This window comes from Herbaspirillum sp. WKF16 (genome assembly GCF_028993615.1).
GTDB lineage: Bacteria > Pseudomonadota > Gammaproteobacteria > Burkholderiales > Burkholderiaceae_D > Herbaspirillum.
The window spans coordinates 252,035-274,885 of the sequence record NZ_CP118632.1 but is presented as its reverse complement, the minus strand read 5'-3'; the positions used below and the strand labels follow the sequence as shown (position 1 = coordinate 274,885).

Annotated in this window: 24 protein-coding genes; 8 read left to right on the top strand and 16 right to left on the bottom strand. The window is 66.8% G+C overall.

What is annotated here, in order from left to right; genetic code table 11:
• Positions 1–131 precede the first annotated feature (131 nt).
• Complete coding sequence (locus Herbaro_RS01255; protein ID WP_275012038.1) at positions 132–974, top strand: aldo/keto reductase; 843 nt, start codon at positions 132–134, stop codon at positions 972–974.
• 2 nt (positions 975–976) lie between these two features.
• Here Herbaro_RS01255 and Herbaro_RS01250 read toward each other — a convergent pair whose 3' ends face one another.
• Together Herbaro_RS01250 and Herbaro_RS01245 are read right to left on the bottom strand one after the other, a co-directional pair.
• Positions 977–2,233 (bottom strand): Hsp70 family protein, encoded by a 1,257-nt coding sequence (locus Herbaro_RS01250; protein WP_275012037.1) that lies wholly within the window; start codon positions 2,231–2,233, stop codon positions 977–979.
• 198 nt (positions 2,234–2,431) lie between these two features.
• Complete coding sequence (locus tag Herbaro_RS01245; RefSeq protein WP_275012036.1) at positions 2,432–3,178, bottom strand: SDR family oxidoreductase; 747 nt, start codon at positions 3,176–3,178, stop codon at positions 2,432–2,434.
• A 151-nt stretch (positions 3,179–3,329) separates the two neighbouring features.
• On the opposite strand from Herbaro_RS01245, the gene Herbaro_RS01240 reads away from it, so the two are divergent.
• Positions 3,330–4,223 (top strand): LysR family transcriptional regulator, encoded by an 894-nt coding sequence (locus tag Herbaro_RS01240; protein ID WP_275012035.1) that lies wholly within the window; start codon positions 3,330–3,332, stop codon positions 4,221–4,223.
• Between the two features lie 25 nt (positions 4,224–4,248).
• On the opposite strand, the gene Herbaro_RS01235 is transcribed toward Herbaro_RS01240, so the two are convergent.
• Positions 4,249–4,992 (bottom strand): CDP-diacylglycerol pyrophosphatase, encoded by a 744-nt coding sequence (locus Herbaro_RS01235; protein ID WP_275012034.1) that lies wholly within the window; start codon positions 4,990–4,992, stop codon positions 4,249–4,251.
• Positions 4,993–5,112: 120 nt separating this feature from the next.
• Here Herbaro_RS01235 and Herbaro_RS01230 point away from each other — a divergent pair, with 120 nt between their 5' ends.
• The 3 genes from Herbaro_RS01230 to Herbaro_RS01220 are packed head-to-tail and all read left to right on the top strand — an operon-like array spanning position 5,113 to position 7,219.
• Complete coding sequence (locus Herbaro_RS01230) at positions 5,113–5,775, top strand: helix-turn-helix transcriptional regulator (RefSeq protein WP_275012033.1); 663 nt, start codon at positions 5,113–5,115, stop codon at positions 5,773–5,775.
• A 57-nt stretch (positions 5,776–5,832) separates the two neighbouring features.
• Positions 5,833–6,813, top strand: a complete 981-nt coding sequence (locus tag Herbaro_RS01225; protein ID WP_275012032.1) for a threo-3-hydroxy-L-aspartate ammonia-lyase — start codon at positions 5,833–5,835, stop codon at positions 6,811–6,813.
• Between the two features lie 49 nt (positions 6,814–6,862).
• Complete coding sequence (locus Herbaro_RS01220; RefSeq protein WP_275012031.1) at positions 6,863–7,219, top strand: 5-carboxymethyl-2-hydroxymuconate Delta-isomerase; 357 nt, start codon at positions 6,863–6,865, stop codon at positions 7,217–7,219.
• Positions 7,220–7,309: 90 nt separating this feature from the next.
• On the opposite strand, the gene Herbaro_RS01215 is transcribed toward Herbaro_RS01220, so the two are convergent.
• Positions 7,310–7,720: a VOC family protein gene (locus Herbaro_RS01215; protein ID WP_275012030.1), complete on the bottom strand. Its 411-nt coding sequence runs from the start codon at positions 7,718–7,720 to the stop codon at positions 7,310–7,312.
• A 432-nt stretch (positions 7,721–8,152) separates the two neighbouring features.
• On the opposite strand from Herbaro_RS01215, the gene Herbaro_RS01210 reads away from it, so the two are divergent.
• Both Herbaro_RS01210 and Herbaro_RS01205 read left to right on the top strand, forming a co-directional pair.
• Positions 8,153–9,229 (top strand): sensor domain-containing diguanylate cyclase, encoded by a 1,077-nt coding sequence (locus tag Herbaro_RS01210; protein WP_275012029.1) that lies wholly within the window; start codon positions 8,153–8,155, stop codon positions 9,227–9,229.
• Positions 9,230–9,379: 150 nt separating this feature from the next.
• Positions 9,380–9,577 carry a hypothetical protein gene (locus Herbaro_RS01205; RefSeq protein ID WP_275012028.1) on the top strand — a complete coding sequence of 66 codons (198 nt, stop codon included), beginning with the start codon at positions 9,380–9,382 and terminating at the stop codon, positions 9,575–9,577.
• A 16-nt stretch (positions 9,578–9,593) separates the two neighbouring features.
• On the opposite strand, the gene Herbaro_RS01200 is transcribed toward Herbaro_RS01205, so the two are convergent.
• The 3 genes from Herbaro_RS01200 to Herbaro_RS01190 all read right to left on the bottom strand — a co-directional run bounded on the left by Herbaro_RS01200 (position 9,594) and on the right by Herbaro_RS01190 (position 11,553).
• Positions 9,594–10,493, bottom strand: coding sequence for a DMT family transporter (locus tag Herbaro_RS01200; RefSeq protein WP_275012027.1), 900 nt, complete (start codon positions 10,491–10,493; stop codon positions 9,594–9,596).
• Positions 10,494–10,581: 88 nt separating this feature from the next.
• Positions 10,582–11,058 (bottom strand): OsmC family protein, encoded by a 477-nt coding sequence (locus Herbaro_RS01195; protein WP_275012026.1) that lies wholly within the window; start codon positions 11,056–11,058, stop codon positions 10,582–10,584.
• 30 nt (positions 11,059–11,088) lie between these two features.
• Positions 11,089–11,553 (bottom strand): RidA family protein, encoded by a 465-nt coding sequence (locus Herbaro_RS01190; RefSeq protein ID WP_275012025.1) that lies wholly within the window; start codon positions 11,551–11,553, stop codon positions 11,089–11,091.
• A gap of 127 nt (positions 11,554–11,680) precedes the next feature.
• On the opposite strand from Herbaro_RS01190, the gene gcvA reads away from it, so the two are divergent.
• Positions 11,681–12,586: a transcriptional regulator GcvA gene (gene gcvA / locus Herbaro_RS01185; protein ID WP_275012024.1), complete on the top strand. Its 906-nt coding sequence runs from the start codon at positions 11,681–11,683 to the stop codon at positions 12,584–12,586.
• Between the two features lie 24 nt (positions 12,587–12,610).
• Here the strand turns inward: gcvA and Herbaro_RS01180 are convergent, their stop codons facing one another.
• The 9 genes from Herbaro_RS01180 to Herbaro_RS01140 all read right to left on the bottom strand — a co-directional run bounded on the left by Herbaro_RS01180 (position 12,611) and on the right by Herbaro_RS01140 (position 22,802).
• Entirely contained in the window at positions 12,611–13,375 is a 765-nt protein-coding gene (locus tag Herbaro_RS01180) for an enoyl-CoA hydratase (RefSeq protein WP_275012023.1), read from the bottom strand.
• Between the two features lie 94 nt (positions 13,376–13,469).
• Positions 13,470–14,666, bottom strand: a complete 1,197-nt coding sequence (locus Herbaro_RS01175) for an acetyl-CoA C-acyltransferase (protein WP_275012022.1) — start codon at positions 14,664–14,666, stop codon at positions 13,470–13,472.
• A 27-nt stretch (positions 14,667–14,693) separates the two neighbouring features.
• Complete coding sequence (locus Herbaro_RS01170; protein WP_275012021.1) at positions 14,694–15,059, bottom strand: endonuclease domain-containing protein; 366 nt, start codon at positions 15,057–15,059, stop codon at positions 14,694–14,696.
• A gap of 126 nt (positions 15,060–15,185) precedes the next feature.
• Positions 15,186–17,573, bottom strand: coding sequence for a 3-hydroxyacyl-CoA dehydrogenase/enoyl-CoA hydratase family protein (locus Herbaro_RS01165; protein WP_275012020.1), 2,388 nt, complete (start codon positions 17,571–17,573; stop codon positions 15,186–15,188).
• A gap of 208 nt (positions 17,574–17,781) precedes the next feature.
• Positions 17,782–19,572: an acyl-CoA dehydrogenase C-terminal domain-containing protein gene (locus tag Herbaro_RS01160; protein WP_275012019.1), complete on the bottom strand. Its 1,791-nt coding sequence runs from the start codon at positions 19,570–19,572 to the stop codon at positions 17,782–17,784.
• A gap of 18 nt (positions 19,573–19,590) precedes the next feature.
• Positions 19,591–20,283 carry a TetR/AcrR family transcriptional regulator gene (locus tag Herbaro_RS01155; RefSeq protein WP_275012018.1) on the bottom strand — a complete coding sequence of 231 codons (693 nt, stop codon included), beginning with the start codon at positions 20,281–20,283 and terminating at the stop codon, positions 19,591–19,593.
• 196 nt (positions 20,284–20,479) lie between these two features.
• On the bottom strand, positions 20,480–20,959 hold the full coding sequence (locus Herbaro_RS01150; protein WP_275012017.1) for a hypothetical protein: 480 nt from the start codon (positions 20,957–20,959) through the stop codon (positions 20,480–20,482).
• 78 nt (positions 20,960–21,037) lie between these two features.
• The gene (locus tag Herbaro_RS01145) at positions 21,038–21,412 is read right to left on the bottom strand and encodes an Hsp15 family ribosome-associated heat shock protein (RefSeq protein ID WP_275012016.1); all 375 of its coding nucleotides are present in this window, start codon (positions 21,410–21,412) and stop codon (positions 21,038–21,040) included.
• Between the two features lie 214 nt (positions 21,413–21,626).
• The gene (locus Herbaro_RS01140) at positions 21,627–22,802 is read right to left on the bottom strand and encodes an acetyl-CoA C-acetyltransferase (RefSeq protein ID WP_275012015.1); all 1,176 of its coding nucleotides are present in this window, start codon (positions 22,800–22,802) and stop codon (positions 21,627–21,629) included.
• Positions 22,803–22,851: the final 49 nt, after the last annotated feature.

Below are 22,851 nucleotides of genomic sequence, written 5' to 3'. Positions count from 1 at the left end.
ATCGCCGCGCACGTGTTGCCGCAGCGCATCGCCGGAAGCGCTGATGTGCGCCGCCCGATGAACCCGGCGCGCAAATGCGTTCTAATGCCATTCCACGCGAAGCCAATCGCGACACCCACGAAGGAGGAAGCATGCAGGCCATTCCCACCATCAAGCTGCGCAACGGCGACGCATTGCCGGCCCTGGGCCAGGGCACCTGGAACATGGGCGAATCGCCTGGCGCGGCGGCGGCCGAGGTGCGCGCGCTGCAGGCCGGCATCGCGCTGGGCATGACGCTGATCGATACCGCCGAGATGTATGCCGACGGCGGCGCGGAAAAAGTAGTGGGCCGCGCCATCGCCGGCCGGCGCGACGAGGTGTTCCTGGTCAGCAAGGTGTTGCCGCACAACGCTTCCAGGCGCGGCACCATCGCCGCCTGCGAGGCCAGCCTGAAACGCCTGGGCACCGACCGGCTCGACCTCTACCTGCTGCATTGGCGCGGTTCGCACCCGCTGTCGGCCACGGTGGAGGCGATGCAGGCGCTGGCGGCGCAGGGCAAGATCCGCGGCTGGGGCGTGAGCAACCTCGACACCGACGACATCGACGAATTGCTGGAGCAAGAGAACGGCGAGCGGTGCCTGGTCAACCAGGTGCTGTACAACCTGTCGCGGCGCGGGATCGAATATGACCTGCTGCCGCAATCGCTGGAACGCGGCATGCCGGTGATGGCCTATTCGCCCATCGAGCAGGGTCGCATCCTCAGGCACCCGGCGCTGGCGGCGGTGGCGCAACGCCACGGCGCGACGCCGGCGCAGATCGCGCTGGCCTGGGTGCTGCGCCGGCCCGGCGTGGTCGCCATCCCCAAGGCCTCCGACGAGGCCCACGTCAAGCTCAATCGCGCCTGCCTGGAGTTCGCGCTGACCGAAGCCGACCTCGCGGAACTCGACGCCGCCTTCCCGCCGCCGCGGCGCAGGCAGCCGCTGGCGATGCTGTAGACCTAGCCGAACTTGCGCGCGGCGTCGATCGCCAGCCCGCTGCCGATGCTGCCGAACAGGTCGCCTTCGACATGCCGCGCCTCGGGCGCCAGCGCGCCGATGCGCTGGCGCAGCAGCTTCACGCCGGAGGAGCCGCCGGTGAAGAACACGCTGTCCAGGTCGGCCGCCCGCAGGCCGGCCTGCCTCAGCAGCGAAGAGACGGTGTCTTCCACCGAGCGCACCAGGTGGTCGACGGCGAGGTCGAAGTCGGCGCGCCTGAGCTCCAGCGTCTCGGGCGGGCGCAACCGGCTCAGGTCCAGCACCGTGCTCTCTTGCGAGGACAGCGCGATCTTGCCGCCTTCCACCTGCAGCGCCAGCCAGTGGCCGCAGCGCTGCTCGACCACATCGAGCAGGCGGGCGAAGCGGTCGCGGTCGGCCACTTCGCGCGAGACGTCCTGCAGCTGCTGCCAGACCTTGCGCGTGTAGAGCTGGTTGATGGTGTGCCAGGTGGCCAGGTTGAAGTAGTAGCTGGAGGGCACCTCGGCGTTGCCGCCCAGGCGGCCGCCCAAGCCCAGCAGCGGCATCACGCAGGACAGGCTGAAGTACTTGTCGAAGTCGGTGCCGCCGATGTGCACGCCGCCGTTGGCGAGGATGTCGTCGCGCCGCTCGGCGCGCGCGGCGCGCTGCGGCGAGAGCCGCACCAGCGAGAAGTCGGAGGTGCCGCCGCCGATGTCGACGATCAGCACCAGCTCCTCGCGGTCGATGCGCGATTCGTAGTCGAAGGCGGCGGCGATGGGTTCGAACTGGAAGGCGATTTCCTGGAAGCCGACGCTGCGCGCGATCTCTTCCAGCGTGTCTTGCGCCAGCCGGTCGGCGTCGGCGTCGTCATCGACGAAATGCACCGGGCGGCCCAGCACCACCTTGGAGAATGAGGCGCCGGCGGCGCGCTCGGCGCGCTTTTTCAGTTCGCCGATGAATTGCGAGAGCAACCCGCGATAGGGCAGCGCGCGGCCTCCGACTTCGGTCTGGCCGTCGATGGCGCCGGAGCCCAGCAGGCTCTTGAGCGAGCGCATCAGGCGGCCCTCGTAGCCGGCCAGGTAGTCGCCCAGCCCGGCCCGGCCGTAGCTGAACTCGTTCTCGTCGGCGTTGAAGAACACCACCGAGGGCAGCGTGGCCTTGCCGTCTTCCAGCGGCAGCAGCAGCGACGCGCCCGCATCCGGGCGCATCCAGCCGACCGTGGAATTGGAGGTGCCGAAATCCACACCGCACGCATTGGCCATCGATCACTCCTTCATTTTGGGCCGGCAATCATATAGAAAAGGGCGCGGCTTGTCTGCCCGCCCGCGCTGCCGCGTTTGAAGCAAACAACATGCCTTGCCGAAGCGACAAGCTCCGTTCCCGCATGCGCCGGCAATGAAAAAACGCCGCAACGGCATCACTGCCGCTGCGGCGTCCGGGACGATGAAGAAGAACCGGAATCAGAACTCCTGCGCCACCGGGCGCAGCACGATCTCGTTGATGTCGACATTGGCCGGCTGCTCGATGGCGTAGGCGATGGCGCGCGCCACCGAGTCGGCGGGGATCTCATTGGCCTGGTAGAAGGCCTGGACCGCGGCGGCGGTGTCGGCGTCGGAGCTGTGGTGCTTGAGCTCGGAGGCCACCGCGCCCGGCGAGATGATGGTGGCGCGCACGCCATCCGGCGCTTCCATGCGCAGGCCTTCGGTCAGGGCTCGCACGGCGTACTTGGTGGCGCTGTAGACGGTGCCGATGGGGGCGAACACCTTGATGCCGGCCACCGAGGCGACGTTGATCACATGGCCCGAGCCCTGCGCGGCGAAGCGCGGCAGCACCGCGGCCACGCCGTACAGCACGCCCTTGATGTTGACGTCGATGGTGCGGTCCCACTCGTCGACCTTGAGCTTGGCCAGCGGCGACAGCGGCATGGTGCCGGCGTTGTTGACCAGCACGTCGACGCGGCCGAAGCGCTCCACGCCGCGGGCCACCAGGGCTTCCATGTCTTCGCGGCGCGAGACGTCGGTGGTCACCGCGATGGCGGCGCCGCCGGCGCCTTCGATCTCGGCCACCAGCGCGGCCAGGCGGTCGGCGCGACGGGCGCCCAGCACCAGTTTGGCGCCCAGCGCGCCGAGATGGCGCGCGGTGGCTTCGCCCAGGCCGCTGCTGGCGCCGGTGATGATGACGACTTTGTCCTTGATGTTCGCATTCATGATGATTTCCTTTGCAATGGGTTCGGTGGGTTGCCGTTGTTGTCCGCCCCTGCCTTGCGGATCGCGGCGACAGGGAAAGTATGGCGGCCGGCACTATGCCAAACAATGGAAATGATAAGATTTCAGAATTCCAACGAAAGGAAGCGTCGCCATGCTCAACCGCCTGGAAATGATCCGCATCTTCTGCGCCGCCGCCGATGCCGGCAGCTTCAAGGAAGCCGCCGTGCGCCAGGGCATCTCGCCGCAGGCGGTCACCCGCGCCATCAAGGAGCTGGAACGGTTGCAGGGCGAGATGCTGTTCCATCGCAATACGCGCCAGGTGCGCATCACCGCCTACGGCGAGGCGCTGGCCGAGCGGGCGCGGGCCAGCCTGGACCAGCTCGACGGCCTGTTCGAGCGCGCCGGGGCGGTCCCGGAAGATCCGATGAACGGGCTGGTGAGGCTGGCCGCGCCCTCGGTGCTGGGCCGGCGCTACCTGCTGCCGCTGATCGAAAAGCTGGCCACCGAGCATCCCGGCCTGCGCTTCGACCTGCGCTTCAACGACCAGCTGGCCGACGTGGTGGGGGACAAGATCGACATCGGCATCCGCATCGGCGTGCTGCGGGAGAACCGCTTCGTGGTGCGCAGGCTGGAGAAGGCTCGCCTGTACACGGTGGCGACCCCGAAATTCCTGCGCAAGCATGGCCGGCCCAACAGCATCGAGGAGTTGCAGGCCCAGCCGCACACCGGCATCCTCGACCGCGACACCGGTCGCCTGTGGCCATGGATGTTCTCGCGCGAGCGCCAGATGAACGCCGCCGGCGCGCGCTTCCTGTGCGACGATTCGGAGACCGAATACCTGATCGTGAAGAGCGGCCAGGCCGTCGGCCAGATCGCCAGCTTCCTGGTCGAGCGCGACATCGCCGAGGGCAAGCTGGTGCCGGTGATGGAAGTCTTCGAGCCGGAGCCCTGGGAGATGTACCTCTACCGCCCGCAGCGCGGGCCGATGCCGCCGCGGCTGCGCCTGGTGTTCGACACGCTGGCGCGCGAGCTGGCCTCGCGCTAGCGCAGAACGTAGACCGCCCCGCCGCCTACCAGCGGCAGTCGTGATCCATCAATACCTCGGCGCTGCCGCGTTCGCCCAGGTCGAAGTTGACCGGCATGTTGACCAGGAAGAACCCGGCGCCGCCGTCCACGAAGCGGGCGCCGGTCAGCAGCAGCGACTGCGTGCCCATGGCCGATGCCGCAAAGGCGCTGCGCGCGGCGGCCAGCTTGAACGGATCGCCGGTGTGCAAGGCATCGGCCGGCAGGCGCATCACCCAGTAGCGGTTCCCCTCGAAATTCCATGGCATCCATTGCCGCAGCGGATCCTCGCGATGCGCGACCAGGCTGGCGGCGACGTCGCGCCGCATGCAGTCGATGTGGATGTGCAGGTGCAACTGCGAACGCCCGGCGGCGGAGTTCACCTCCAGGCCCAGCTGCTCGTCGCGCAACGGCCGGCCCAGCGCCTGCGCCACGCGGAAGCGCTGCTGCCAGGCATAGCCCCAGTAGTTGGGCGCATCCGGCGCCAGCAGCTCGGGACTCTCGATGCCGGCCAGGCGACGCGTGGGCATCAGCAGGTATTGCGCCGGACCGACCAGGTCCTTGAGCACCACGAAGCCGCGCTCCAGGTCCACGGTGGCGCAAGGCTTGGGGTCGCCCTTGTCCTGCATGTGCGGCACGCATTCCTGGCTGACGATTTCCCACAGCTTGTGCGGGTTGGCGGCATGGGCGCCGGCGGCGATCAGCATGCCGGGCAAGGCGAGGAGCAGGGAGAAGACGGCGGTCGGTCGCATGATAGGGTCGGACTCGGGCGATGCAGGCAAGGACGGCAGGATCAGCTTGCCAGTCGCGTATGTCAACGCGATGACAGGAAAGTATACACAAAATCTAATTTTAGATAATATGTATCAATCATGAAAACCGCCGCCCGCAAGAAAAAAGCCGTCCAGCCTCCCCGCGCCGACCATGCGCTGCTGATGTCGCAGCTGCAGCAGGTCGCGCTGGGACTGGGCGAGACCTTCGCGCCGTTCTGCGAGGTAGTGCTGCACGACCTGCGCGACGCCGACCATTCCATCGTGGCGATCCACAACAACCTGTCCGGGCGCGAGGTGGGCGACGCCACCACCGAGCTGGGGCTGGCGCGCATCGCCGACGAGTCCTACCCGCAGGTGCTGACCAACTACGCCAACACCCTGCCCGACGGCCGCCAGGCCAAGAGCACCTCGATCGGCATCAAGGACGCCGACGGCAAGTACCTGGCCGCGCTGTGCATGAACGTCGACCTGACCCTGTTCGGGGCGCTGCAGGGCATGCTGCGCCAGTTCGGCGGCATCGACGGCAGCGTGCGCGTGGCCGAGACGCTGGAGCCGGCCGGCGCCGAGGCTATCCGCCGCCGCATCGACCAGTTCGCCACCCGCCTCTCCACCGCGCCGCGCAGCCTCAAGGCCGAAGACCGCCGGGCGCTGATGCGCGAGCTGCGCGAGTCGGGCTGCATGGATGTGCGGCGCGCGGCGGAGATCGTCGCCGCCCACCTGGGCGTGTCGCGCGCCACCGTCTACAACGACGAGCGGGACTGAGTCCCCTCGCCCGCCTTGCCCGCTTTGCCGACTCATTCCACCCAGAAGGAACCCGCCATGATCCCCCTCTCCAGCGCCACCGAGCTGCCCACCTTCGCCGACGTCCTGCTGGCCGCCGAACGCCTCAAGCCCTGGGCGCACCGCACCCCGGTGCTGAGTTCGCGCACCGCCGACGCCGAGGTCGGCGCCAGCCTGTTCTTCAAGGCCGAGAACTTCCAGCGCATGGGCGCCTTCAAGTTCCGCGGCGCGATGAACGCGCTGTCGCAGTTCGACGCGGCGCAGCGCAAGGCCGGCGTGGTCACCTTCTCCTCCGGCAACCATGCGCAGGGCACGGCGCTGGCGGCGCAGCTGCTGGGCATCCCCGCCACCATCATCATGCCGCTCGACGCGCCGGCGGCCAAGGTCGCCGCCACCCGCGGCTACGGCGCCAACATCGTCACCTACGACCGCTACAAGGAAGACCGCGAACAGATCTGCGCGCGCCTGGCCAGCGAGCATCAGATGACCGTGATCCCGCCCTACGACCACCCGCACGTGATCGCCGGCCAGGGCACGGCCACGCTGGAACTGCTACAGGAGACCGGCCCGCTGGATGCGCTGTTCGTCTGCCTGGGCGGCGGCGGGCTGCTGTCGGGCGCGGCGCTGGCGGCGCGCGCGCTGTCGCCGCAATGCAAGATCTACGGCGTCGAGCCCGAGGCCGGCAACGATGGCCAGCAATCGCTGCGCGCCGGCAGCATCGTCAGCATCGACACGCCCAAGACCATCGCCGACGGCGCCCAGACCCAGCACCTGGGCAAGTTCACCTTCGGCGTGATCCGGCGCGACGTGGACGACATCCTCACCGTGAGCGACGACGAACTGGTGGCCTGCATGCGCTTCTTCGCCGAGCGCATGAAGATGGTGGTCGAGCCCACCGGCTGCCTGGCCTTCGCCGCGGCGCGCAAGCACCGCACGCAATGGCAGGGCAAGCGCGTGGGTGTGATCATCAGCGGCGGCAACGTCGACCTCGGCAAGCTCGCCGGATACCTGGCAGGCTGAGCGCCGCGCTTCATTTAGCTTTCATTCACCCGCAACGACAGGAACCGACATGCCCCATCTCTTCTTCGAGTACACCGACAACCTCAAGATCGATACCAAGCAAACCCTGCTCAGGCTCAATGAAGCGCTGGTCGGCAGCGGCCACTTCGACGAGAACGCGATCAAGGCGCGCGCCATCAAGCTCGACGACTACGTGGTGGGCACCCAGCCGCAGGCAAGGCGCGCCTTCCTGCACATGCGCCTGACCATCCTCTCCGGGCGCACGGCGGAAGTGAAGAAGCAGGTGGCCGAGCTGCTGGTGGCCACGGTGCAGAAGGGGCAGGCCTGGCCCGAGGACACGCAGGTGCAGATCACCGCGGAGCTGATCGACATGCAGCGCGACATCTACGGCAAGCAGGTCCTCTGAACGGGGCAGGCGCCAGGACAAACAGCGGCCCGCGGGCCGCTTTTTTTTGTGCCGTGCGCGAGCGCGCCGGAAGGGAAGGATAAGCTCGGGTCAGGACGCGAGCGCCGCCGCGGGCTGCGCCTCGCGGAACTGCACCACGTTGCCTTCGGGATCGAAGCCGTCGCAGGCGCGGAAATCGGCCGCGCCCCACTCCGCCTCGACCGGCTTGAGGCCGCCGCCCAGGCCGTGCGCGCTGATGCGCGCCTGGGCCAGCGAGCGCACCGGGAGGAACAGCTTGACCGGCACGTTCTCGCGCAGCACCGGCGGCGAGACGATTTGCAGGTTGGCGGAGACGGCCGGCGGGATGGCGTGGATCACCAGCAGGAAATCCTGCGCCTCGATCACGACCTTCTCCGCTTCGGCATGTTTGGGAACCACCGCCAGGACCTGCGCATAGAACGCGGCGAGACGGGCTACATCTTTGGCGAACAGGACTGCACCTGCTTTGGGCTGGGTCGACATCTCTGCTTTCAAAAACGTTGGAACAACACGAAACGGCAGAGTTTATTTTCGCTTTCGGCGCTTGGCAAGCACTTGATGCGTCGCCGTCCGGCGACACATCGACGTCGCCATAAAACGACGGAAAACGGCCGCCGGCGCGGCGCGTAGCAAAACGCCAATTGTCACGATGATCAGGCAACGTCAGTTATTGTGATGGGAATGACATTGTTTCTGCTACAGCGGCGTTTAAATTGTAAGCGGATGTTTTAAACCGGTTTACTTCGGAACCCGATCTGTTAATTTGGTGTCGCAGGGCAACAAAGCGTGAGCATGTGAAAACACGAAAAATAAAAAACAGGCGCACCGACAGACCCTCAGCCGTCCTCCCCTCCCGCGCGCAGAAATGCGCGCAGACGGCCCACCAAGACCAACTATCGAAGCCTGAGCGCCATCATGACCATTCGCAACCTGCACAACCCCTACAAGGCCGGCGCCGCCCCCCAGGCGCGCGGCATTGCCGGCTCCAGGATCCAGCTCGCCAACATGGGCGGCGAAGCCGACGCCTGGCTGGAGCCGATGCTGGCCGACTTCCTCTCGCTGGCCGCCAACCTCTGCAATACCTCCATCGGCATGATGAGCCAGTTGCATGCCGACCTCGGCCTGCAGCATCCCTTCGTCTCGGTGAACAAGGGCCGCGGCGACGTGCGCAACCAATGGTGGCGCTTCCCCGGCCAGACCGGCGTGTCGCGCACGGCGGTGGATTTCTCGCTGTGCGAATACGCCGCGCGCCGTCCGCGCGAGCTCACCGAGATCGCCGACCTGCAGGCCGACCCGCGCTTCGCGGGCAGCGCCTTGTCCGACGGCACGCCGCATGTGCGCTTCTACGCGGCGGTGCCGCTGGTGGCCGCCAACGGCGAGGTGATGGGCACGCTATGCGTGATGGATCGCGCAACCAAGACGCTGGACAGCCGGCAGCGCGACGCCTTCATCAAGCTGGGCCGCCAGCTTGAGACCCAGTTGGAAAGCCGTCGCACCATGCAGAAGCTGGAGCAGCAGACCTTGACCGACGGCCTCACCGGCATCGGCAACCGCCGCAGCTTCGACCTGCGCCTGCGCGAGGAGTGGACGCGCCACTTGCGCAATGCGCGCCCCTTGTCGATGCTGATGGTGGACGTGGACTACTTCAAGCAATACAACGATACCTACGGCCACCCGGCCGGCGATGCCCTGCTGACGCAGCTGGCGCGCGTGCTGCGTTCGCCGCTGCGCGCCAGCGATTTCCTGGCGCGTTACGGCGGCGACGAGTTCTCGCTGATCCTGCCCGACACCGAAGAGGTCGGCGCGCACCAGGTGGCCGAACGCATCAAGCGCGCGGTGGCGATGGTGAAATGGCCGCACGCAGAGATCGAGATCAGCCTGGGCGCGGCCACGGTGACGCCGTCCGAGATGTGCGATTTCCACGCGCTGCTGCAGGCGGCCGACAAGGCGATGTACCTGCGCAAGCACGGCCGCAACCAGCCCCACGCCTGAACGCAGGCCAGTTCCGCTCCCGCGCCAATGCCGCTGCCGCCGCAGCGGCATTTTTCTTTGCGCGCGCAAATGCGAACCGTTTGAGCTGCATCAACGAGCCCGGCGGCCGATCGGCACAAGCTGACCGATCAACCACCCAAGGAGATCGACATGAGCAACGACACAGGAAACTGGCTGTCCGCCGAACAGGCGGTGCTGCCCGACGGCACCCTGCGCGAGGACCTGCCGCTGATCAACAAGAAACTGCCGGCGCTGGCGCCGGTGGCCGAGGTCTGCTCCTGCGGCGGGATCGGCTGCGGCAACAAGCAGGCCGCTGCGGCCGACGACGCGCAGGACCAGCGTCCTTGAAGACGCCCGGCGGCGCTCAGGCCGTCCCGGCCGGATCGACGGCCGGCGCCGCCGCGCGGCCGCCCCGGGCTTCGCGCCAGATGATGAAGATGCCGGAGCAGATGACGATGGCGCAGCCGGCGACCATGTTGGCGGTCAGCACCTCGTCGAACACGAACACGCCGATCATGCACACCAGCACGGTCTGGATGTAGTACATCGGCTGCACCACCACCGCGTCGAGATAGGCCAGCGAGCGGATCAGCAGGTAGTGCCCGCAGGTGCTGCTCACGCACAGCACCAGCATCCAGAACCAGTCGCCCAGGGTCAGGTTGGTCCAGTAGAACGGGCCCACCACGCTGATGGCCACGGCGCCGGCCACGCCGGTGTAGAGAAAGGCCGTGCCGGGAGAATCGGTGCGGCTGGCCAGCCGGGTCATGACCGAATACGCGGCGAAGAGCATCATCCCGAACACCGGCAGCGCGATCTTCGCGTCGAAGGACGCGTGCAGCGGATTGACGATCAGCAGGATGCCGATGAAGCCGATGCCGGTCGCAGCCCAGCGTTCCCAACCCACCTTCTCGCCCAGGAAAGGCATCGACAGGCAAGCCACGACCAGCGGCGTGCCGGCGTACAGCGAATGGGTGGCGGCCAGTCCCACCTTGGAAAACGACAGGATGGAGACCACGATCTGCGTGGCCAGCAGCACGCCGCGGGCGATCTGCAATCCACGCCGCCTGGCTGCCGCCGTCGCCCGCAAGCCGACCGAGGAACGGCTGGCCAGCACCAGCGCGAAGCCGGCGAATACCCAGAAACGGATCATTGCGATGAAGACCGGAGGATAGGCGCCGCCCAGGTGCCTGGAGATGCCGTCCTGCATGGCGAAGATGAAGATGGCGGAAAGCGCGAAGCTGAGGCCGGTGGCCCGGGGTGTCATCGATGTCGCCTTGTCGTCGGTTGGCCGGGCGCGGGATGCGCCGCATCAGGAGCCTTATTGTAGTTCCTGGGGCCAACCGGCGCAGGCCTCAGCCGGGAGCGGCGACGATCTCGGCTTCGCAGCGGATCGGGAAATTCACCGAGTTCGCGATATAGCACTGCGCATGCGCGCCGTGGTGCAGCCGCAGCGCCAGCTCGCTGTCGTCGCCGGCGCGGATGGTCACGCGCGGGCGCAGCACGATCCCGGTAAAGCGCCCGTCGCCCGGCCGGTCGACCATGGCGCCGCAGGCCTGGTCGGCATAGGCCAGCACATGGATGCCGGCATCCGCGCACAGGTGCAGGTACCACAGCTTGTGGCAGGCGCTGGCCGCAGCCACCATCAGATCCTCCGGATTCCAGCGCGCGGCGTCGCCCAGGAAGGCGGCGTCGGCCGAGCCGGCGATGTCGGGCTTGCCCTCCGAACGGATGACATGCTCGCGGCCGTAATCGCGATAACCCGAGGTGCCGCCACCCCGGTTGCCGGTCCATTCCACCTCGACGCGATAGTGATGTTCACCGTATGCCATGCCTGCCTCCTGTGTCCCGAAGATGGGATTTTAATCCTCCAGCGCCGCCACGATGTCGAGCTCGACGCAGGCGTTGCGCGGCAACTGGGCGACGCCCACGCTGGTGCGCGCGTGGCGCCCGAGTTCCGGGCCGAACAACTGGTAGATCAGCGCCGAGGCGCCATCGGCCACGGCGCTCTGCTGGCTGAATTCGCCGGTGCTGTTGACGTAGACGTTGAGCCTCAGGATGCGGTCGATGCGGGTGAGGTCGCCCACCGTGTCTTGCAGCGCCGCCAGCGCGCGGATGAGGGCGATGCGCGCGCCCTCCTGGGCCTGTTCGACCGAGACGTCCTGCCCCAGCTTGCCCGGCACCAGCACGCGCTCGCCCTCGCGCGGCAGCTGGCCGCTGATCCAGGCCAGCCCGCGATGCGCCACGCCGGTTGCGTATTGGGCGCCGGGGGCGGCCGAGGCCGGCAGGACGATGGCGAGTTCGGCGAGGCGTTGTTCCAGGTTCATGATGGTGTTCCTTGTGGATGGACGGGGATGTCGCGGAAGCGATCTATAATAATTTTTCCCGGTCCTGCACCGCAAAGCATCGTTTCTCAGGCTAGCCCCAATCCTCCTCATACCCGTCCGGATCGCCATGGCCGCCCGCAAACTCCCTTCACTCAACGCCCTGCGCGCATTCGAGGCGTCCGCGCGGCACTGCAGCTTCACGCTGGCCGCGCAGGAGCTGCACGTCACCCAGGGCGCCGTCAGCCACCAGGTCAAGGCGCTTGAGGAGGAACTCGGCTTGCCGCTGTTCGAGCGCCAGGCCAACCAGCTGCGCCTGACCCGGGCGGGGCAGCAATACATCGAGGCGGTGCGCGATGCCTTCGACCGCATCGAACGCGCCACCGCCCAGTTGCTGCAGCCGGAGGGCCGGCCGCGGCTGGCCATTTCGGCCTCGCCCAATTTCGCCGCCAAATGGCTGGCGCCGCGCCTGGGCGGCTTTGCCGCGCGGCATCCCGGGCTCGAACTGCGGCTGGAGCAAAGCGAGCGCCACGCCAACTTCATCCGCGACGACATCGACGTCGCCGTGCGCTACGGCCTGGGGCCGTGGCCGGGGCTGGAATGCCTGCGCCTGGGCGACGAGTTCCTGTTGCCGGTGTGCGCGCCGTCGCTGGCCGTGCCGGCGACGCCGGGCGAACTGGCGGCGCTGCCGCTGTTGCATGTGGATGGGCGCGACGCCTGGGCCGCCTGGTTCGCAGCGCAGGGGCGGGCCGCGCCGGCCGCGGCGGGGATCGTCTTCAACCATGAGAGCGCCGCCATCGACGCCGCCGTGTCCGGGCAAGGCGTCACCCTGGCGCGCGCCTCGCTGGTGTCGCTGGCCTTGCGGCAAGGGCTGCTGGTCGCGCCGCTGCCGCCATCCGCGCCGCTGGCGCAGGCCTACTGGCTGGCCTGGCCGCAGGAGCGCGCGGGCGATGCCAAGGTGGACATGTTCGCGCAATGGCTGCGCGAGTCATTTGAACTGGACCGGCAATTCTGGTCGGCGCGGGCGTCCGCCTAAGACGGCCGCACCGGTCCGCCGGGCTCAGGCGAACTTGCTGAAGTCCGGCTTGCGCTTCTCGAAGAAGGCGGTGAACGCCTCCTTGGCTTCCGGCGCCGTCAGCATCTGCGCGAAGTGCTCGATCTCGGCGGCCATCTGCTGCTCGGTGGCGGCGACGCGGTTCTTCTTCATCAACTGCTTGGTGACGCGCACCGACGCCGCCGGCAACGCGGCCAGCCTGGCCGCCTGCTTCTGCGCCAGCGGCAGCAGCTCCTCCGGCGCGACCACGCGGTTCACTATGCCCATCTGCAGCGCCTCGTCGGGGCCGAAGGCCTCGCCCAGCAGCAGCTTCTCGGCGGCGCGCTGGTAGCCGGCCACATGCGGCAACAGCAGCGAGGACGCCGCTTCCGGACACAGGCCCAGCTGGGTGAACGGCATCGAGAACCTGGCATTGTCGGCAGCGTAGACCAGGTCGCAGTGCAGCAGCAGCGTGGTGCCGATGCCGACCGCCACGCCGGCGACGGCGGCCACGATGGGCTTGGCCGCATGGCTGATCTGCCACAGGAACTGGAACACCGGCGCGTCCTTGCTGTTGGGCGGGTTCTTCAGGAAGTCTTCCAGGTCGTTGCCGGCCGAGAAGGCCTGGGCCTTGCCGGTGAAGAGGATGGCGCGCACCGCGCTGTCGGCCTCGGCATCCTTGAGCGCGTCGGCCAGTTGCTGGTACATGGCGGCGGTCAGCGCGTTCTTCTTGGCCTCGCGGTCGAAGTGGATCGTGAGGATGCCGTTGTCCTTGCTCAGTTGGATATCCATGGGTCTCCTGCTGTGTCTTTGTTGTTCATCGATAGCGAAAAAAAGCCGCACGGCGTGAGCGGTGCGGCTTTGAGAGTGCTTGCTCCGGCGACGCTTACACGCGCTCGAAGATGCCTGCCGCGCCCATGCCGGTGCCCACGCACATGGTCACCATGCCGTACTTCAGGTTCTTGCGGCGCAGCGCATGGATGGTGGTAGCTGCGCGGATGGCGCCGGTGGCGCCCAGCGGGTGGCCCAGCGCGATAGCGCCGCCCATCGGGTTGACCTTGGCCGGATCCAGGCCGAGGTCGCCGATCACGGCCAGCGCCTGTGCGGCGAAGGCTTCGTTGAGCTCGATCCAGTCGATCTGGTCCTGGGTCAAACCACCGGCCTTGAGCGCCGCGGGAATCGCTTCCTTGGGGCCGATGCCCATGATCTCCGGCGGCACGCCGCGCACCGCGAAGGAGACGAAGCGCGCCAGCGGCGTCAGGTTGAATTGCTTGAGGATCTTTTCGGAAACGATGATCAGCGCGCCGGCGCCGTCCGAGGTCTGCGAGCTGTTGCCGGCGGTGACGCTGCCCTTGGCCGCAAACACCGGCTTCAACTTGGTCAGCGCGGCGATGCTGGAGTCGGCGCGCGGGCCTTCGTCCAGGCTCACGGTGCGGGTCTTGATGTCGATCTCGCCGCTGCCCAGGTTGGGGAAGCGCTCGACGATCTCGAAGGGCGTCATCTCGTCGTTGAACTCGCCGGCCTGCTGGGCGGCGATCGCCTTCTGGTGCGAGGCCAGGGCGAACTCATCCTGCGCTTCGCGCGAGACCTTCCACTGCTGCGCCACCTTCTCGGCGGTCAGGCCCATGCCGTAGGCCATGCCCACGTTCTCGTCCTTGAAGGCGTTGATGTTGATGGAGGGATGGAAGCCCATCATCGGCACCATCGACATCGACTCGGCGCCGGCGGCGATCATGACGTCGGCTTCACCGACGCGGATGCGGTCGGCCGCCATGGCGATGGCGGTGATGCCCGAGGCGCAATAGCGGTTGATGGTGACGCCGCCGATGGTGTTGGGCAGGCCGGCCAGCAGCACGGCGTTGCGCGCCATGTTCAGGCCCTGCGCGCCTTCGGGGAAGGAGCAGCCGACGATGGCGTCCTCGATCAGCTTCGGATCCAGGCCGGGCACTTGCGCCACGGCCGACTGGATGGCGCGCACCAGCAGGTCGTCCGGGCGCGTGTTCTTGAACATGCCGCGCGGGGCCTTGCCGATCGGGGTGCGGGTGGCGGCGACGATGTAGGCGTCTTGCAGTTGTTTGCTCATGTCAAATCTCCTTGGACTCCCTCCCCTTCAAGGGGAGGGCTGGGGTGGGGATGGGTTCAAGGCATTCCAGATTGCCTGAACGACCTCATCCGTCTCATTCAATACTTCGTTATTCCAAAAGCGCAGAACCGTGAAGCCTGCCTGATGCAATTGCGCGGTCCGTTTCTCGTCTTGCTCGTTATCGAGATGTTGCGAACCGTCTACTTCAATCACCAGGCGTCGTTCAAGGCAAACAAAATCCAGTACTGCATTCTCAAAGGGATGCTGGCGGCGAAACTTCACGTCAAGTTGCTGGCCACGCAGCCGATGCCATAACTTGCGTTCGGCATCGGTCATCGTCTTGCGCAATTCCTTTGCTGCGAGTTGCGTGAAAGCCTTCGTTTGCCCTTGCATTTAAGCCCATCCCCGCCCCGGCCCTCCCCTTGAAGGGGAGGGGGAATTCTTTTCTTGCAGACGCATTCCAGATCTCCTTGAACGCTCCCTCCCCTTCAGGGGAGGGTGGGGTGGGGATGGGCTTTCTTAATTGCGAACCGGCTTACCCGTTTGCATCATGCCCATGATGCGCTCCTGGGTCTTGGGGTTGTTCAGCAACTCCATGAAGAACTTGCGCTCGATATCGAGCAGCCACTGTTCGTTGACGATGCTGCCCTCTTCCACTTCGCCGCCGGCCACGGTCTCGGCGATCATCTTGCCCAGCTTGTAGTCGTGCGCCGAGATGAAGCCGCCGTCGCGCATGTTGACCAACTGCGCCATGATGGTGGCCAGGCCGTTGCGGCCCACCACCGGCACTTGCGGCGGCAGCGGCGCGCGGTAGCCGGCGTCGAACAGCGCGCGCGCCTCGACCTTGGCCACGTGCAGCAGTTCGTAGGGGTTGAAGACGACCACGTCGTTGTCCTTGAGGTAGCCCAGCTTCCGGGCTTCCAGCGCCGACTTGGAGACGTTGGCGGTGGCCGCGGCCAGCATGTAGTCCTTCAGGAATTGCAGGATGTCGTTACCACGGGCTTCCTTGGCTGCGCGCACCGCCGCTTCCTTCAGGCCGCCGCCGGCCGGGATCAGGCCCACGCCCACTTCCACCAGGCCGATGTAGGACTCGATCGAGACCACCCGCTTGGCTGCGTGCAGCAGCAGCTCGCAGCCGCCGCCCAGGGCCAGGCCGGCCACCGCGGCGATCACCGGCACGTTGGCATACTTCAGGCGCTGGTGCGCCTGCTGCAGCTGGTGCACCACCGGCTCGATGGCCTTGACGCCGCCCGACATGAACAGCGGCAGCATCGACTGCAGGTCGGCGCCGGCCGAGAACGCGCCGCCTTCGGCCGCGTCCGGATGCCAGATCACCAGGCCCTTGAAGTTCTTCTCGGCTTCATCGACGGCCTTGTTCATGCCGTCGATCACGCCTTGGCCGATGACGTGCATCTTGGTCTTGAACGACAGGATCAGCACCTCGTCGTCCTGGTGCCAGACGCGCACCGATTCGTCTTCGAAGAAGGTGGTGCCGGCGCTCTTGCCGTCGGCCGCGCCTTCGCCCACCAGCGGCGCGCGGAAGGCCTGGCGCTGGTAGACCGGAAGTTCGGAGCGGGCCACGTCGCCCTTCTTCGAGGGCGAGTACGAGCCCTTGGCGCTGTGCACGCCTTCGCGGCCGTCGAATACCCAGGCGGGCAGCGGGGCGTTGGACAAGGCGCGGCCGGCGTCGATGTCTTCCTTGACCCACTCTGCGATCTGCTTCCAGCCGGCGGCTTGCCAGGTCTCGAAGGGACCGACGCTCCAGCCGAAGCCCCAGCGCATGGCGAAGTCGAGGTCGCGCGCGTTGTCGGCGACCGACTCCAGGTGCACCGCGATGTAGTGGAAGGCGTCGCGGAAGATGGCCCACAGGAACTGGCCTTGCGGGTTGGTCGAGTCATGCAGCGCCTTCATGCGCTTGACCGGATCCTTTTCCTTGAGGATGCGGGCGATGATGTCGTCGGCCTTGCCGCCGCCGGGCACGTAGTCACCCTTGGCCGGGTCGATGCGCAGGATATCCTTGCCCACCTTCTTGTAGAAGCCGGCGCCGCTCTTCTGGCCCAGCGCGCCCTGCTCGACCAGCTTGGCCAGCAGCGGCGGGGTGGCGTAGGACGAGAAGAACGGGTCGTCCTTCAAATTGTCCTGCATGGTCTTGATGACGTGGCCCATGGTGTCCAGGCCCACCACGTCGGCGGTGCGGAAGGTGCCGGACTTGGCGCGGCCCAGCTTGGCGCCGGTCAGGTCGTCGACCACGTCCACCGAGAGGCCGTACTTCTCGGCTTCGATGACGGTGGCCAGGATGCCGAACACGCCGACGCGGTTGGCCACGAAGTTCGGGGTGTCGAAGGCGCGCACCACGCCCTTGCCCAGGGTGGTGGTGAGGAAGGCTTCGAGCTTGTCCAGGATGTCGGGCTGGGTGGACCTGGTCGGGATCAGCTCGACCAGGTGCATGTAGCGCGGCGGGTTGAAGAAGTGCACGCCGCAGAAGCGCGCCTTCAGTTCGGCGTCGAAACCGTCGGACAGCGCGTTGATCGACAGGCCGGAGGTGTTGGAGGCGAAGATGGTGTTGGCGCCGATGTGCGGCGCGACCTTCTTGTACAGGTCGTGCTTCCAGTCCATGCGCTCGGCGATGGCTTCGATGATGAGGTCGCAGCCGGCCAGCTTGGCCAGGTCGTCCTCGTAGTTGCCGACTTCGATCAGGGCGGCGTCGTCCTTGTTGCCCAGCGGCGCCGGGCTGAGCTTCTTGAGGTTCTCGATGGCGCGCAGCACGATGCCGTTCTTGGGGCCTTCCTTGGCCGGCAGGTCGAACAGCACGACCGGCACGCGGGCGTTGATGCAGTGGGCGGCAATCTGGGCGCCCATGACGCCGGCGCCGAGCACGGCCACTTTTTTGACGATGAAATTGGACACGCAAGTCTCCTTTTTTGCTGATGCTTCAAATGTGAATTCGGGACAGAGCAAGGCAAGTGCCGGCGGATGGCGTTGCGCTACTGTACGCCTCCGCGGCCCTTTTTACAGCATGCCGTGCCGGGGTGACATGGGCGTGACGCCATGTCCGGCCTTATTGCGGCAGATCAACGAGGCGGGACTTCGGCCGTGGCCGGCATCCCGCCCCGCTTCAGAACAGGTCGGCGTCCAGCGCCATCAGGTTGGCCGAGCCGGAACGCGCCTGGCGGATCAGCATCGCGGTTTCCGGCAGCAGGCGCGCGAAATAGAAGCGCGCGGTGGCCAGCTTGGCGGTGTAGAACGTATCGCCGGAGTCCTGCTTTTCCAGCGCGATCTTGGCCATGCGGGCGAACAGGTAGGAGAACACCAGATGGCCCACCACGCGCAGGTAGGGCACGGCGGCGGCGCCGGCCTCGTCCTGGTTGGCGAAGGACTTCATGCCGATCTCCATGGTCAGCTTGCTGACCTTGTCGCCGATGTCGGCCAGCGGCGAGACGAACTCGGACATGGCTTCATCGGTGCCGTGCTCTTCCACGAAGGCCTGGATCAGCGCGCCGAACTTCTTCAGCTTGGCGCCGTTGTCCATCAGGATCTTGCGGCCCAGCAGGTCGAGCGACTGGATGGTGTTGGTGCCTTCGTAGATCATGTTGATGCGGGCGTCGCGCACGTACTGCTCCATGCCCCATTCGGAGATGTAGCCGTGGCCGCCGTAGACCTGCAGGCACTCGGAGGTGGCGGTCCAGGCGTTGTCGGTGAGGAAGGCCTTCACCACCGGGGTCAGCAGGGCCACGATGTCGGCCGAGTCCTTGCGCACTTCCTCGTCCGGGTGGGACAGTTCCTTGTCCAGCTCCAGCGCGATGTAGGAGGTGAAGGCGCGGCCGCCCTCGGCGTAGGCCTTGGCGGTGAGCAGCATGCGGCGCACGTCGGGGTGCACGATGATCGGGTCGGCCGGCTTGTCGGCGGCCTTGATGCCGGACAGGCTGCGCATCTGCAAGCGGTCCTTGGCATACACCAGCGCATTCTGGTAGGCCACTTCGGTCAGGCCCAGGCCTTGCATGCCCACGCCCAGGCGGGCCGCGTTCATGAACACGAACATCGCCTGCAGGCCCTTGTGCGGCTGGCCGATCAGCCAGCCGGTGGCGCCGTCCAGGTTCATCTGGCAAGTAGCGTTGCCGTGGATGCCCATCTTCTCTTCGATGGCGCCGCAGAAGATCGGGTTGCGCGCGCCCAGCGAGCCGTCGGCCTGGGGCAGGAACTTGGGCACGATGAACAGCGAGATGCCCTTGGAGCCTTGCGGCGCATCCGGCAGGCGCGCCAGCACCAGGTGCACGATGTTCTCGGAGACGTCGTTTTCGCCGGCCGAGATGAAGATCTTGTTGCCGGTGATCTTGTAGGAGCCGTCGGCCTGAGGCTCGGCCTTGCTGCGCAGCAGGCCCAGGTCGGTGCCGCAGTGCGCCTCGGTCAGGCACATGGTGCCGGTCCATTCGCCCGAGACCAGCTTGGGCAGGTACAGCGCCTTCTGCTCGTCGGAGCCGTGCGCGTGCAGGCACTCATAGGCGCCGTGCGACAGGCCGGGGTACATGGTCCAGGCCTGGTTGGACGAGTTGAGCATTTCGTAGAACGAATTGTTCAGGGTCAGCGGCAGGCCCTGGCCGCCGAACTCGGTATCGCAGGACAGCGCCGCCCAGCCGGCTTCGACGTATTGCTTGTAGGCTTCCTTGAAGCCCTTGGGCGTGGTCACGGCCTTGGTCTCGCGGTCGAAGTGGCAACCCTCGCGGTCGCCCGAGTGGTTCAGCGGGAACAGCACCTGCGAGGTGAACTTGCCGCCCTCCTCCAGCACCTGGTCGATCAGCTCGCGGTTGGTCTCCGCGTGCGGCGGCAGGTCCTTGAACACGTCTTCGACCTTGAGCAGTTCGTGCAGCACGAATTGCATGTCGCGCAGGGGTGCGTTGTATTGGGGCATGAATGTCTCCGGGACGGGTTACGCTGCTTTCTTTGCAGCGGATTTGGAATTCTTGGGGGCGCCTGCGCTGTCGCTGCCCTGCGGGCGGTAGCTCTCGATCAGGCGGCGGAAGCTGGCTTCGGCGCGCTCGACGCTGCCCGGGATGTGCAGGAAGCGGGCGTCGTGGTGCAGCGCCAGGATCAGGCCGTACATCTCGAAGACCATCTGGCCCACATCGATGTCGGCGCGCATGTGGCCGGCTTCCATGGCCTGCTTGATGCAACGCTCCAGCGCATCGCGCCAGGCCTGCACCATGGCCACCAGGTGGTCGCGGATGGCGCCGGGACGGTCGTCGTATTCCACCGCGCCGCTGATGTAGATGCAGCCCAGCGCGATTTCCACGGTCACCTGCTTGACCCAGCGCGCGAACATCGCCTCCAGGCGCGGCAGGCCGCGCGGCTCCTTGATGGAGGGATAGAACACGTCCTGCTCGAAGCGGGTGTGGTAGAGCCGCACGACCTCGATCTGCAGGTCCTCGCGCGAGCCGAAATGGGCGAACACGCCGGACTTGCTCATCTTCATCTTCTCGGCCAGCAGGCCGATGGTGAGCCCTTCCAGGCCGTCGCGGCTGGCCAGTTCCAGCGCCACATCCAGGATGGCGGCGCGGGTCTGTTCGCCTTTGCGCAGGAATTTGGGGCGGGCGGCGCCAGCCGCCTTGCTTGTCTCTGTCATCGTTGTCTCTTTGGTATCCGCCGCATTGGCCGACGGCGGGGTCGGTCCGGACAAGCAGGCCCTCTTGTGCCGGGGCTGCTTTTCTGCGAACGTCTAACTGTTCCCAGAACTTATTCGAACGATCGTACTATTATTCATCGCGCCGCAAAAGTCAAACAAAAAATCGGCGGACGGCGCAAGGGTGCGAAGCTTGCCCTCAGGCAAGCGGCAGGGTGGAATTCACGGGCGGCGGCGCGGCCGGCGCCGATGTCGCGGGAGCGGCGGCAGGGCCCAGCAGGTCGTGGGCGTCGAGGATGGCGTAGACGATGGCGGGATGGTTTTCCAGGCACTTGCGGATCGCCGCCGGGATGGTCTCCCGGGTCTTCTTGCACAGGCCGGGCTGGTCGGCCAGCCGGATCTGCAGGCCGCGCACGGTGCGCACCTCGACCGCGGAGGGGCTGATCTGCAGCACGATGCCGAGGTTCTTCTGCAGCAGCCTGCCCACGTGCAGCAGTTCTTCATACGATGCGATGCGGCCGATGCGCTCGATCAGGCGCTTCTCTTCCTCGCGCGTGAGCAACAGGATACGCGCAGCGTCGGAGCCGAGCCGGTCCAACAGCTGTTCGCGCTCGCAGGCGCACGCGCCTGGCGGGCATTCCTTGCGGATCGGCGGCTGGAACAGGACTGCCTGGGACATCTGCACCTTCGAAGGGGAAAAGACGGGCCGGGGAAATCTCCCGCCATCTTACAACGAGGCGCCGGGGCGCTGCAGCGCTCAGGAAGAGGAGCGGTCGAGCAGGCGGCGGTCGCGCTTGGTCGGGCGGCCCTTGATCTCGGACGATGGCTCGCGGAACAGGCGATGACGCTCGGCCTCGGCGTCGCGCCGGCGCACGCTGTCCTCGGTCTCGCTGTAGAGCGTGGCGGCGATGGCCGCCGAGCCGCGCTTGTCGGCGATGCCGGTCACCAGCACTTCCCATTCGGTGGCGCCGTTGTCGATCTTGAGGCGATCGCCGACCCGCACGTTGTGCGAGGGCTTGGTGGCGTCGCCGTTGAGCTTGACGCGGCCGCGGTCGATCGCGTCGGTGGCCAGCGAGCGCGTCTTGAAGAAGCGCGCGGCCCAGCACCATTTGTCGATGCGGGTGGTGTCCATGGTGGTTCTGCTGCTGTTGGTGAAGAATTGATTGTACGGATTCGCGGCGTGATGCGTGCTGCGCTCGTCGGCGGGACGGGCGCCACTAACGACACGGGATCCCGGCCTGCGCCGGGATGACCGAGGTTTCTGCCGGGATGGCAGAATTTTTACAGCCAAGAAAAAACGCCGGCAAACGCCGGCGTTCTTCATTGCATCATGGCGCAACAGGCGATCAGCGCTCCACCGCCAGCGCCACGCCCATGCCGCCGCCGATACACAGGCTGGCCAGGCCGCGCTTGGCGTCGCGGCGGACCATTTCGTGCAGCAGGGTCACCAGCACACGGCAGCCGGAGGCGCCGATCGGGTGGCCCAGCGCGATCGCGCCGCCGTTGACGTTGATCTTGCTGGTGTCCCAGCCCATCTGCTTGTTGACCGCGATGGCCTGGGCCGCGAAGGCTTCGTTGATTTCCATCAGGTCGAGGTCTTGCGGGGTCCAGCCGGCCTTCTTCAAGGTCAGCTGCGACGCCGGCACCGGGCCCATGCCCATGATGCTGGGATCCAGGCCGGCCGAGGAGTAGGACTTGATCCTGGCCAGCACCGGCAGGCCCAGCTCGGCGGCCAGCTTGGCCGAAGTCACCACCACCGCGGCGGCGCCGTCGTTGATGCCGGAGGCGTTGCCGGCGGTCACCGAGCCGGCCTTGTCGAAGGCCGGGCGCAGCGTGCCCAGCGCTTCGGCGGTGACGCCGTGCTTGACGAACTCGTCGGTGTCGAACACCACGGTTTCCTTCTTGCCCTTGATCTCGATGGGGACGATCTCATCCTTGAACTTGCCGGCCTTCTGCGCGGCTTCGGCCTTGTTCTGCGAGGCGGCGGCGAAGGCATCCTGCTCCTCGCGCGAGATCTCGAACTTCTTGGCCACGTTCTCGGCGGTGATGCCCATGTGGTACTGGTTGTAGACGTCCCACAGGCCGTCGACGATCATGGTGTCGGTCAGCTTGGCGTCGCCCATGCGGAAGCCGTCGCGCGAATTGTTGAGCACGTGCGGCGAGGCGCTCATGTTCTCCTGGCCGCCGGCGATGACGATCTGGGCGTCGCCGCACTTGATGGCCTGGGCCGCCAGCTGCACCGCCTTCAGGCCGCTGCCGCAGACCTTGCCGACCACGAAGGCCGGCACCATGTCGGGCAGGCCGGACTTGATCACGGCCTGGCGCGCGGGGTTCTGGCCCACGCCCGCCGTCAGCACCTGGCCGAGGATGACTTCGCTGATGGCTTCCGGCTTGATGCCCGTCTTGGCCAGCAGGGCCTTGATGACTTGCGCACCGAGATCGGCCGCGGCGATCTTCGACAGGGAACCGCCAAATTTGCCGATGGCAGTTCTCTGTGCTGCGACAATGACGACATCATCCATAACTCGCTCCTTGATTGAATTGGCAGGAAGACCCTCTGCGGTCTTCCAT

Coding starts and splice junctions, on each gene's coding strand:
- Herbaro_RS01160 (WP_275012019.1), bottom strand. CDS start 19,572: ATGCCCCAATACAACGCACCCCTGCGCGACATGCAATTCGTGCTGCAC.
- Herbaro_RS01145 (WP_275012016.1), bottom strand. CDS start 21,412: ATGGACACCACCCGCATCGACAAATGGTGCTGGGCCGCGCGCTTCTTC.
- Herbaro_RS01230 (WP_275012033.1), top strand. CDS start 5,113: ATGAAAACCGCCGCCCGCAAGAAAAAAGCCGTCCAGCCTCCCCGCGCC.
- Herbaro_RS01235 (WP_275012034.1), bottom strand. CDS start 4,992: ATGCGACCGACCGCCGTCTTCTCCCTGCTCCTCGCCTTGCCCGGCATG.
- Herbaro_RS01205 (WP_275012028.1), top strand. CDS start 9,380: ATGAGCAACGACACAGGAAACTGGCTGTCCGCCGAACAGGCGGTGCTG.
- Herbaro_RS01225 (WP_275012032.1), top strand. CDS start 5,833: ATGATCCCCCTCTCCAGCGCCACCGAGCTGCCCACCTTCGCCGACGTC.
- Herbaro_RS01210 (WP_275012029.1), top strand. CDS start 8,153: ATGACCATTCGCAACCTGCACAACCCCTACAAGGCCGGCGCCGCCCCC.
- Herbaro_RS01170 (WP_275012021.1), bottom strand. CDS start 15,059: ATGCAAGGGCAAACGAAGGCTTTCACGCAACTCGCAGCAAAGGAATTG.
- Herbaro_RS01195 (WP_275012026.1), bottom strand. CDS start 11,058: ATGGCATACGGTGAACATCACTATCGCGTCGAGGTGGAATGGACCGGC.
- Herbaro_RS01150 (WP_275012017.1), bottom strand. CDS start 20,959: ATGTCCCAGGCAGTCCTGTTCCAGCCGCCGATCCGCAAGGAATGCCCG.
- Herbaro_RS01255 (WP_275012038.1), top strand. CDS start 132: ATGCAGGCCATTCCCACCATCAAGCTGCGCAACGGCGACGCATTGCCG.
- Herbaro_RS01140 (WP_275012015.1), bottom strand. CDS start 22,802: ATGGATGATGTCGTCATTGTCGCAGCACAGAGAACTGCCATCGGCAAA.
- Herbaro_RS01245 (WP_275012036.1), bottom strand. CDS start 3,178: ATGAATGCGAACATCAAGGACAAAGTCGTCATCATCACCGGCGCCAGC.
- gcvA (WP_275012024.1), top strand. CDS start 11,681: ATGGCCGCCCGCAAACTCCCTTCACTCAACGCCCTGCGCGCATTCGAG.
- Herbaro_RS01155 (WP_275012018.1), bottom strand. CDS start 20,283: ATGACAGAGACAAGCAAGGCGGCTGGCGCCGCCCGCCCCAAATTCCTG.
- Herbaro_RS01240 (WP_275012035.1), top strand. CDS start 3,330: ATGCTCAACCGCCTGGAAATGATCCGCATCTTCTGCGCCGCCGCCGAT.
- Herbaro_RS01220 (WP_275012031.1), top strand. CDS start 6,863: ATGCCCCATCTCTTCTTCGAGTACACCGACAACCTCAAGATCGATACC.
- Herbaro_RS01175 (WP_275012022.1), bottom strand. CDS start 14,666: ATGAGCAAACAACTGCAAGACGCCTACATCGTCGCCGCCACCCGCACC.
- Herbaro_RS01200 (WP_275012027.1), bottom strand. CDS start 10,493: ATGACACCCCGGGCCACCGGCCTCAGCTTCGCGCTTTCCGCCATCTTC.
- Herbaro_RS01250 (WP_275012037.1), bottom strand. CDS start 2,233: ATGGCCAATGCGTGCGGTGTGGATTTCGGCACCTCCAATTCCACGGTC.
- Herbaro_RS01215 (WP_275012030.1), bottom strand. CDS start 7,720: ATGTCGACCCAGCCCAAAGCAGGTGCAGTCCTGTTCGCCAAAGATGTA.
- Herbaro_RS01190 (WP_275012025.1), bottom strand. CDS start 11,553: ATGAACCTGGAACAACGCCTCGCCGAACTCGCCATCGTCCTGCCGGCC.
- Herbaro_RS01180 (WP_275012023.1), bottom strand. CDS start 13,375: ATGGATATCCAACTGAGCAAGGACAACGGCATCCTCACGATCCACTTC.